The sequence below is a fragment of the Bacillus cereus group sp. N12 genome (assembly GCF_016483575.1).
In the GTDB taxonomy this organism is placed as follows: domain Bacteria; phylum Bacillota; class Bacilli; order Bacillales; family Bacillaceae_G; genus Bacillus_A; species Bacillus_A toyonensis.
Genome location: NZ_JAEHBO010000119.1, coordinates 1 through 10,143 on the forward strand (window position 1 = coordinate 1; position 10,143 = coordinate 10,143).

Below are 10,143 nucleotides of genomic sequence, written 5' to 3' on the forward strand. Positions count from 1 at the left end.
GGTATTGTAGATGGTACGGGACAAGCAGTTAGCGATACAATAGACGGAATAAAAGCTTTAGGAGATTGGGAAACGTGGGAAAACATGGGGAACGCTGCTTTGCACCCTATTGATACCCTTAGTACCATGTATAATGTATTGTCAGATTCATTTATTAATGATGTAATAAATGGAGATGCTGAAAGTCGTGCTAGATGGGGAAGTTATGCTTTAACACAAGTTGGATTAGGACTTATTGGTGATAAAGGATTAAGTAAAGCAAGTAAATTAGGGCAAGCGGGTAAAGTGACCAAACTAGCAAAAAATAAGATTCCGCAAGCTATTTCACATATTACAAGTAATTTACAATTGGGAGATCGTTTTGCTCTTGCAGGTATGGGCTCTATGAGAATTGAAATACCTACAATTAAAGATTACTTTGTTAAATCAAGTAGTGTAAAAAGTAAAGGACTAAATAATAAAACTGAAACAAATCTTGAAAAGTTAAAAAATAAACATGCGGATATTATTGAGAAACATCTAGATAATTATGCTGCAGCCGTAAATTCTAATAGTCCTTGGAAATGGAGGAAGATTAGTGGTGGAGAAAAATTAACAGCTCCCCAAAAAGCTATTATTAAGCAGGTTGCTATTGAGAAAGGTTTAATACCTGATGTTCCTATGAAATTAGGTACACAATATCCTGATTTTAAGAAAGCTGGTTTAATTATTAAATCGGATGAGTTACCAGAGGAAATGTGGTTGGCAAGTGACAAACAACAATTTAAATGGTTAGATGATAGAATACCAGGTGGACGTCCACCTGGTACTACCTGGCATCATTCTGAGATTCCAGGTAAAATGGAATTAGTACCATTTGGAATACATAATAGCATATTTCATAAAGGTGGGCGGAGTGAAGGACATTGGTCTTATAGATCTAAAGGTAGGTAAAGAAATGGAGGAATTAAAATGAAGATTAAAAATGGTAGTGAACTTCAATCACCAAATGATGAATTAATTGAATCATTTGAGGAATATTGTGAGATAAAATTACCAAATGATTTTATAGATTTTTTGAAAAAATATAATGGCTCTATTCCAATTACTAATGTTTTTTCACATGAAAAAAACGAACTTTTAATTGAACGTTTCTTATGTTTGTTGGAGGACCCAGAAGATGATGATGAAAATGGTTGGTATGATATAGAGGTTGTATTATCTGATATCGATACTCGTTTAACGGATGATGAAGATTTAACAGGGATAAATGTTATTCCGTTTGCTGTTTTATTCGCAGGTGATTTTCTTTGTTTAGATTTTAGAGAAAAAGAAATACCATCTGTTGTGGTATGGTATCATGAAGAATCAGAAGAGTTGAATCCGGTAACTAGTGAAGTTGCAGATAATTTTAGTGAGTTTTTAAGTATGTTAAAAGAATAATGTAAGAAAAATAATTAAATTTTATTTATGGGTTTGAATTTGTATTAAAGTTTTTTTGCTTTTAATATTTTAATTAAAAAAGAAGACTAATATTTGCTTTTTAGTCTTCTTTTATTTGCTTTTTAATAGGTTGATATATATTTTTAAAAAGAAATTAAAGGAGAAATGTATCAAGGATATTATCCTTTTCTTCTTTATTGATACCAATGTATTTAAGTGTAATTTGTGGTGTATTATGATTAAGGATTTCTTGCAACATCGCCATATCTTTGTTTATAGAACCAATATCCGAAGGCTTTTAAATTATATATTAATGAATTATGCTTTCTTAGATAAAGTAAATCGAGTTCAGGTAAACGAAGAACATAGAATACATAATTTTAACTAGACTTATTATTAGCTAGTGTATCCCCACCACCAAGCTCCGCCTCAATCTGCGAAGTTTTCGATGACTCATCCATACGCCAATACGTAATAAAGCTGATCGCGATACATCCAGCTACGTAGAAGTAGAATAGTGATTCCATTCCGATACTCTTTAGCCATAATGCGATGAATTCTGCTGTTCCGCCGAATATAGCAACTGTTAGTGCATATGGTAAACCTACGCCGAGTGCGCGAATTTCAGTTGGGAAGAGTTCTGCTTTTACAATTGCGTTAATCGATGTGTAGCCAGTAACGATAATGAGACCGACCATCATGAGTAAAAATGCTACGATTGGTTCTGTCGTTTTTTCCATGAAGAAGAAGATCGGTGCTGTTAGTAACGTTCCGAGAATACCGAAAGCCATTAATAGTGGGCGGCGTCCAATTTTATCGGATAATAGCCCCGCAATCGGTTGAAGTACGACGAAAATAAGTAGTGCGACAAAGTTAATCCAGCTTACAACTTCTTTCGGAAGGCCGACTGTGTTTACCATGAACTTTTGTAAATATGTTGTGTACGTATAGAATGCAACAGTGCCTCCGAGTGTTAGGCCGACTACTGTTAATACTGCTTTCGGATGTTTCATAAGAGCGCTAATGGTTCCTGCGCTTTCGCGTTTTTGCGATTTTATGTTTGAGAATTGCTCTGATTCATCCATCGTGCGGCGAAGCCATAATACAGCTACTGCGCCCATCGCCCCAATAATGAATGGAATACGCCATCCCCAAGCTTTCATATCTGGTTCGCTTAGTAATTGCTGAAGAACAATTTGAACACCTAACGCAACCATTTGCCCAGCAACGAGCGTTACATATTGGAAGCTTGAATAAAAACCACGGCGACCACTACTAGCCATTTCAGATAAATACGTTGCGGAAGTTCCGTACTCTCCGCCAAGTGATAATCCTTGAAGTAAACGAGCAAGAACTAAAATAATTGGTGCCATAATACCGATACTTTCGTAACTAGGTGTACAGGCGATAATTAAAGAACCACCGGCCATAACCGTAATCGAAAGCGTTAATGCTGCCCGGCGTCCGTGCCGATCCGCATAACGTCCCATTAATAAACTTCCGATAGGGCGCATTAAAAATCCAACTGCGAAAATAGCTGCTGTGTTCAGTAATTGACTCGTTGGATCACCTTTAGGAAAGAACTCTGCTGAAAAATAAACAGCAAAAGCAGAGTAAACGTACCAGTCGTACCATTCAATTAAATTGCCGACAGAACCTTTGAAAATATTGCCGGCGACTCGGTTTGATTTTACTTGAGCCATACTAATTCCTCCTCTTGCTTAGTAATAAAAGGTATATATGAAAGCGTGTTCATTATATTTGAATTGTACTGTTCTTTGTTTGGAATCTCAATATTATGACAATTTTATTCTTTTTGTACTTTATGTACATGGATATTTTTAATAGTTGCTTCATTTTCAGTTTTGTCATAATAATAGAAAAAGGAGATTGATAGTTTTGAATATTTTATCAAAGGATATGAAGTATGAAGAAATCACGCAAAGTATCATTACAAGCGAAAATAGTAAGCTTAATTATTACATTAATTTTATTTGTCGTTCTCCTATTAGCAGGAATATTTGTGTACATTCAGTCCGTTGATACGAAGCGCCAAGTGGAGCAATTAGCACTGCAAACGGCGAAGTCACTTTCTTTTATGCCAGCTATAAAAGAGGCCTTTCAATATAACGACCATAAAAGTACCATTCAATCTATTGCGGAACAAGTTCGTGAGCAAGCTGGTGCGGATTATGTAATTGTGGAAGATCGCTATGGGTTTATGTATTCCCATTCTAATTCGGAGTTGATTGGTACAAAGAGTAACAATCCATATAACTATGAAGCACTTACTTTTGGTGGTTATTATACGCTCGAAGGAAATGGTGTAAATGGCCCGGCTTTAATGGCGAAAGCACCGATTATTGTTCAGAACGGAGACTACGATCAAGTCGTAGGCGTTGTGACGGTAGAGTTTTTAATAAAAGGTATTGAATCTAACATACTGAGCAGAACGAAAGAAATTATCCTCTTTTCCTTAGCGGTCTTATTAGCTGGAATTGTTGGCGGCATTCTTTTAGCACGTAGCATTCGTAAAGATACACTCGGTCTAGAACCGAATGAAATCGCAGCGTTATACCGGGAACGAAGTGCGATACTACTATCTATAAAAGAAGGAATCATCGCCATTGATCAAAACGGTTTTATTACGATGATGAATACGTCAGCAGAAGAGATGCTACATGTAAATGATGATTATATGCAGCAACATATTTCAAAAGTTTTACCGGATTTTCATATGGAGAGAGTGCTAGAAATCGATCAAGAAATAGCATTTCAAGATAAAGTATTCATTTTAAACATGACACCAATACTCGAAAATAGCAGTACAGTAGGCGTTGTATGCAGTTTTAGAGATAAAACAGAACTGCAAAACTTAGTGAATACGATATCTGAGGTAAGAAAATATTCCGAGGACTTACGTGCTCAAACACATGAATTTACAAATAAACTTTTCGTCTTATCAGGATTACTTCAGTTAGGACATTACAAAGAAGCAATTGAATTTATCCAGCAAGAATCTACTATTCATCAAAGCCAAAATCATATTTTATTTCATCAGATTCACGATGCAAAAGTACAAGCTATTTTATTAGGTAAAATCGGAACAGCGTCTGAGAAGAAAATTGATTTTCATATTGAAGGAGATAGTGCGCTTCGTCCATTACCAGAACATATAAAAGTGTCGCATCTTATTACGATTCTTGGAAACATAATCGATAATGCATTTGATGCGGTGAGCGAACGAGAGGAAAAGAATGTTTCTTTCTTTGTTACGGATATTGGGCACGATATTGTGTTTGAAGTGATAGATAGCGGGATAGGGATACCGGCAGAAAAAATAACGACCATTTTTCAAAAAGGATTTTCAACGAAAGGAACTGATCGTGGTTACGGACTAGCAAACGTGAAAGAAATGGTAGATCTACTAGAAGGAACAATTGAAATTCAAAACGAGAAAAATGGGGGAGCTATTTTTACAATTTACCTTCCGAAAACATTGAAAGAAAGTACATGACAAACAGGGGGATGGACATATGTTGAAGGTTGCAATTGCAGAAGATGATTTCCGCGTCGCGCAAATTCAAGAAGAGTTTTTATCAAAAATAAAAGACGTAAAAGTGATTGGAAAAGCATTGAACGCGAAAGAAACGATAGAACTACTACAAAGGGAAGAAATCGATTTACTTCTATTAGATAATTACTTACCAGATGGAATTGGAACTGACTTATTACCACAAATTCATGCTGACTTTCCAAACGTTGACGTCATTATGGTAACAGCGGCGAATGAAAACTATATGTTAGAAAAAGCAATTCGAAATGGTGTAAGTAACTATCTTATTAAACCAGTCACGTTAGAAAAATTTGTTCGCACAATTGAAGACTATAAAAGAAAGAAGCAACTATTACATAGTAACAGTGAAGTAAATCAAGCACTCATCGATAATTTCTTCGGCATTTCGCAAACACAAGACATAAAAAACTTACCGACAGGTGTGGATCCGTTAACACTGCAAAAAGTGAAAGGAATTATAAAAGGATTTGAAGAGGGCATTACAATAGAAGAAATGGGAGAACAAATGGGGGCTTCCAGAACAACCGCAAGAAGATATTTAGAATACTTAGTAGCCATAAACGAATGCACAGTAGAATACACATACGGCATTATCGGACGACCAGAACGAAAATACCGAATAGGACGAGGACTATGAAAAAACGATTATTACTATATATATGGCTTATGGCAGGAGTAATAGCTGGTTGTTCCTCGGAAAAATCTCAAACGAATGCAGTGAACATCGACAAAGTAGAAATCGTTGCGCCAAACGTTCAAGGAGCAGGTTGGGACTTAACGGCACGAGCGATGCAAAAAACGCTGACAGAAGAAAAAATCTTCACAAAACCAATCACAGTCACAAACAAAGTAGGTGGCAGCGGTGATGTCGGATGGAAATATACGAAACAAAAAGGCGGTCACGTACTGGCGATTAACTCAAGCTTACTCATAACGAACAACTTACTAGGCCACAGTAAACTAACATATAAAGACTTCACCCCGCTCGCAACACTCGCGTCAGATTGGGAAGTTGCTGTCGTATCAAAAGACTCAAACATAGAAAACGCAAAACAACTAATGGAACAACTAAAACAAGACAAGAACAACTTCAAAATCGGCGTTGCCCCAGGCCTAGGAAACGACGATCACCTATCCTTCGTACAAGTAAGCAAAGCATTCGGCATAAACCCTGCCGAACTACAATTCTTCGTCTACGAAAACAAAGAAAAAACCATAAACGCCCTAACGAACAAACAAATAGGCGCCGCAACCATGACCCTATCCGAAGCCGAAAAACAATACAAAGCCGGTAAAATAAAAATACTAGCCGTATCCGCACCAAAACGACTAGACCGACTACCAGAAATCCCAACTTGGAAAGAACAAGGAATCAACGTCATATTCCAGCACTGGAAAGGCATTATGGGCCCGAAAGATATGACGGAGGAAGAGGTTGCTTATTGGGATGGTGTGATTAAGAGGATGGTGGAGAGTGATAGTTGGAAGGGGATTTTGAGGGAGCGGGGGTGGGAGAGTTTTTATAAGGGGAGTGGGGAGAGTAGGGGGTTTCTGGAGGAGAGTAGTTTAGGATATAGTGAGTTGATAGGGGGAATTGGCTTGAAATGACGAGAGGTAGTACTTTTACAATAAGACATGTAAATCTCTTAAAGAAAAAACACCTTCTCACTGTATGTACTAATCATGTTGAAGTGAGAAGGTGCTTTTTATGTGGTATAAAGATTGTAGATTAAACTAAATTACTCGTTAACGTTATTGGCAATAACAGAAGCAATATAAGAATTATTCAACCAATAACACTGCTTTGTAATGTGTTGACTATCAGGTAAAGTTACTTTATCTGCACCATTGCGGGCTTTTGGTCTAATATGTGTAACACCGTTGAAAGTCATTTTTGGTAAGTTGTTTACTTCAACTTCTTTATCACCACGTTTTTTATATTCAATTTGAATACCTTCATTTATAACTTTATTAACTTCTTCCCATAGTTCACGTATTTCTTTTTCTATTGTAGGGACAGGCATGTTCCAAAGCTTAATGCCTTTAAAGTAGAGTTTACGGTTTGGATTTTCTTTTTTTGTTTGGTTAAATTCAAAAATTACGAATAAAAATTTGGTTTGATAGAAGCGTTCTCGAATTTCGCTTTCTTCCCATGATTCATTTGTCCATTGATGAAAATCAATCGTTTCAAATGACATGCTTTGTTCTGGCTTTCCGTTTGGTTCTAAACGAATTGTTTTGAACTCTATATTGGCTTTTGCAAATTCTTCAATTTTATCGAGTCGAGTTCCTTTAATACCAAGTAAAGAGCTTACTAGTAACGGAACAAAGTTCTTGGTTGTAGGTTTGTAATCGATAGATAATTCTTGAGCGATTTCTTGATCAGTTAGGCCCATGTAATTTTCAAATTTTGAATAAAGGATTTCTTCTAAAGATTTTCCTTTTAGTTCATTTTTGGTTGTAAAACTTACTAGTTCTTCGTTTAGGAGGTATCTACGAACTAGTGCTGTCATATAAGACGGTTTTAATGAAAAAGCTCTTTGCATTGCTGGAATTTCAGAATGTGGTTGTGAGCGCAGTGAATTTTTATTAGAACCTTTTGTACAAGCTCCTAAATAGTTTGTATCACCTTCGGATAATTCATGTGCTTTGCCGGCACGAATTTTATTTACGATGGTTTCCCAGTCTTGTTTAATTATTTCTAAATCAGCTTCAGGATAGGTGAACAGAAGACTTTTTGTAATATGAAAATCTTTACGGTCTACGCCAGGTATCCATTCATAGAACATTAGTAGTAGCTTTTCGTTTTTTTTCCAAAAGCTTGATGTCTCAAAGTGTGTATGAACTTCTTCCATATAGTTGATAATATTTAAGACTAGCCGTTCTTTGGCTGATAATGAACCGTTTTTATTTTGTTTAAATGCAGTTACTTTGAGTTCAATACCAAGGTGTTTAAAGTCAGCTTCTGCGTTTGAATTTACTTCATATCCAAAGAAGCTTTCCTCAATTACTTGCCCTAGCCCACCTTTTGATTTTGCGTTTGCGAGTCGGTCAGTTGTATCGATTTCACCAAATGTTTTTCCTTCGGCTTCATGTGCTTTTTTCATTAGTTCTTCTATTGTAGTGTAGTCCATAATAATCTCCTTTCTGTATCCAATGCTGCGGTGTATGATTTTAAACAATACATATTAAAGTTATGCTATAATAAAAAGCTGTTTCAAATTTATATAAGTAAAATTTATAAGAGGGAAAAGACAGTTTATATTATTAGATAACAGTTATATTGAATTTATTCAATATGAGTTATGTCCTTTATAATATTGATAAAGTGCGAACAGTTTTCTTAATTGGTACAAGTCAAACAAGGAAATACAAAAAAGTACGGTTCTTGAAATGTTATAGTTGATCTTTTCCTCACTTTTTATTATAATGAAGCATAGATAAATAAAATACCGAAAGGATGTTCGTGTATTTATGGTGAAAGTAGTAGAACTTTTCGCGGGAGTAGGAGGTTTTAGATTAGGACTAGAAGCAAACGAAAACTTTGAAGTTCTTTGGGGAAACCAGTGGGAACCCTCAACTAAAGCACAACATGCATTTAATTGTTATGCAACTCGCTTTGAAAATAAAGGAATACATGTAAATAGAGATATAGCTGAAGCTTGGCCGGAAATACCTGAGCATGATTTATTAGTAGGAGGTTTTCCTTGCCAAGACTATTCTGTAGCACGTACTTTATCAAATGAAAAAGGAATACAAGGGAAAAAAGGTGTTCTTTTTTGGGAGATAATGAACATAGTTAATTCTCGCAAGCCAAGATTTGTTTTGTTAGAGAATGTAGATAGATTATTGAAGTCACCAGCAAAACAAAGAGGTCGTGACTTTTCTATTATGTTGGCGAGCTTTAGAGATGCAGGATATGCAGTGGAATGGAGAGTTATTAACGCTGCGGATTATGGAAATTCACAAAGGAGACGAAGAGTATTTATTTTTGCGTACTTAAGAGAATCTCATTTTGCATCTGTTCAAACTGCAATGAAGTCTTTAGAGATATTATCTGATAAGGGATTTTTCGCTCCGATTTTTAATGTACATGAAGCACCTAAAGAAAACAAAAAAAGAGGGCAATTTGAATTGCCGGTCGATATCATTGAGGTTTCTGATACGTTTAAAGAGGAGTACTATAATTCTGGCGTGATGATAGATGGACAAGTTTATACTGAAGAAGTAGTTCCAGTAACTGAAAATCCAGAGACTTTAGGTGAAGTTGTTCAAAAAGTATATGATAAATTTGGTCCTGCAGATGAATCATATTATTTGAAAATGGATAAGGTTAACAAAAAGGGAAGAACAGAATTTGAGGAACTTAAATATCTTAAAGGTCCTAAAAAAGAAGAAAGAGTATCAAAGGCGACGGGTCATAAATATTTTTATTCTGAGGGAGGAATGGCTTTCCCAGATGATTTAGATAAGCCTGGACGTACAATGTTAACAAGTGAAGGAACATGTAATAGAAGTTCCCATGTTATTGAAGATCCTTATACAAAAAAGCTAAGATATTTAATGCCAGCTGAATGTGAGTTATTAAATGGTTTCCCGATGGATTGGACGAATACAGGAATGCCACAAAGAAACAGATACTTTTGTATGGGAAATGCTTTAGTGGTTGATTTGGTGGAGCGAATGGGTCAAAGGATTTTAGAGATTAACGAAGAAGAAGAGAAGATGGATAGTATTGTGCAGTTGAGTTTGTTTTAATAAATAAGGGAATGAGTATAGTGGATTAATCCACTATACTTTTTTTTGTGAAGAATAATTATACTAAGAGGACAAACGAAATCGAGATAAAAAATTCGAATAATTGGAGTATTGTTTGTGGTATGGATTGAAGTGTAATAATAATATTTACATTGAAAGGTTTTAGAGGAATAATAATTTTAGATTGCTAAAAAGTAAAAAATTGAGATTTGAGTAGGGAAGATAAAATTATGCTAATCTTAATAGAAGATAAATAAGGGTGGAATATAGAGGTGTAAAGTTTGAAAATATTTGTTGAACAGTATCGATATAAGAAAGAATTACTGTATGAATTGTTTGAGCCAAGATTTATAAAAGATGTGGATGAAAATCATGCAGTATTGCAA

The 10,143-nt window shown here is 35.5% G+C and carries 8 protein-coding genes and 2 pseudogenes; 7 read left to right on the forward strand and 3 right to left on the reverse strand.

Annotated features, from left to right (window positions below; translation table 11 throughout):
* The 3 genes and pseudogenes from JDS92_RS31145 to JDS92_RS28145 all read left to right on the forward strand — a co-directional run.
* Nucleotides 1-405 (forward strand): annotated as a pseudogene (locus tag JDS92_RS31145) (cytoplasmic protein); the annotation flags it as partial.
* Between the two features lie 330 nt (nucleotides 406-735).
* Nucleotides 736-933, forward strand: coding sequence for an HNH endonuclease signature motif containing protein (locus tag JDS92_RS31150; protein ID WP_242476053.1), 198 nt, complete (start codon nucleotides 736-738; stop codon nucleotides 931-933).
* 18 nt (nucleotides 934-951) lie between these two features.
* Nucleotides 952-1,422, forward strand: coding sequence for an SMI1/KNR4 family protein (locus JDS92_RS28145; protein WP_000694781.1), 471 nt, complete (start codon nucleotides 952-954; stop codon nucleotides 1,420-1,422).
* Nucleotides 1,423-1,576: 154 nt separating this feature from the next.
* Here the strand turns inward: JDS92_RS28145 and JDS92_RS28150 are convergent.
* A pseudogene (locus JDS92_RS28150) lies at nucleotides 1,577-1,715 on the reverse strand (tyrosine-type recombinase/integrase); the annotation flags it as partial.
* 87 nt (nucleotides 1,716-1,802) lie between these two features.
* A complete protein-coding gene (locus JDS92_RS28155; RefSeq protein ID WP_000079862.1) occupies nucleotides 1,803-3,125 on the reverse strand; it encodes an MFS transporter in 1,323 nt (440 codons plus the stop codon).
* 224 nt (nucleotides 3,126-3,349) lie between these two features.
* Here JDS92_RS28155 and JDS92_RS28160 point away from each other — a divergent pair, with 224 nt between their 5' ends.
* From JDS92_RS28160 to JDS92_RS28170, 3 genes are read left to right on the forward strand one after another with little or no spacing between them, the layout of a single operon-like run.
* A complete protein-coding gene (locus tag JDS92_RS28160; protein ID WP_199632911.1) occupies nucleotides 3,350-4,939 on the forward strand; it encodes an ATP-binding protein in 1,590 nt (529 codons plus the stop codon).
* 19 nt (nucleotides 4,940-4,958) lie between these two features.
* Nucleotides 4,959-5,636, forward strand: a complete 678-nt coding sequence (locus JDS92_RS28165; protein WP_199632912.1) for a response regulator — start codon at nucleotides 4,959-4,961, stop codon at nucleotides 5,634-5,636.
* On the forward strand, nucleotides 5,633-6,607 hold the full coding sequence (locus JDS92_RS28170; protein ID WP_199632913.1) for a tripartite tricarboxylate transporter substrate binding protein: 975 nt from the start codon (nucleotides 5,633-5,635) through the stop codon (nucleotides 6,605-6,607). Before JDS92_RS28165 ends, JDS92_RS28170 begins: the two co-directional genes overlap by 4 nt.
* A 131-nt stretch (nucleotides 6,608-6,738) precedes the next feature.
* Here the strand turns inward: JDS92_RS28170 and JDS92_RS28175 are convergent, their stop codons facing one another.
* The gene (locus JDS92_RS28175) at nucleotides 6,739-8,133 is read right to left on the reverse strand and encodes a Sau3AI family type II restriction endonuclease (protein ID WP_199632914.1); all 1,395 of its coding nucleotides are present in this window, start codon (nucleotides 8,131-8,133) and stop codon (nucleotides 6,739-6,741) included.
* A gap of 340 nt (nucleotides 8,134-8,473) precedes the next feature.
* On the opposite strand from JDS92_RS28175, the gene dcm reads away from it, so the two are divergent.
* Nucleotides 8,474-9,757 carry a DNA (cytosine-5-)-methyltransferase gene (gene dcm / locus JDS92_RS28180; RefSeq protein WP_053446029.1) on the forward strand — a complete coding sequence of 428 codons (1,284 nt, stop codon included), beginning with the start codon at nucleotides 8,474-8,476 and terminating at the stop codon, nucleotides 9,755-9,757.
* Nucleotides 9,758-10,143 lie beyond the last annotated feature (386 nt).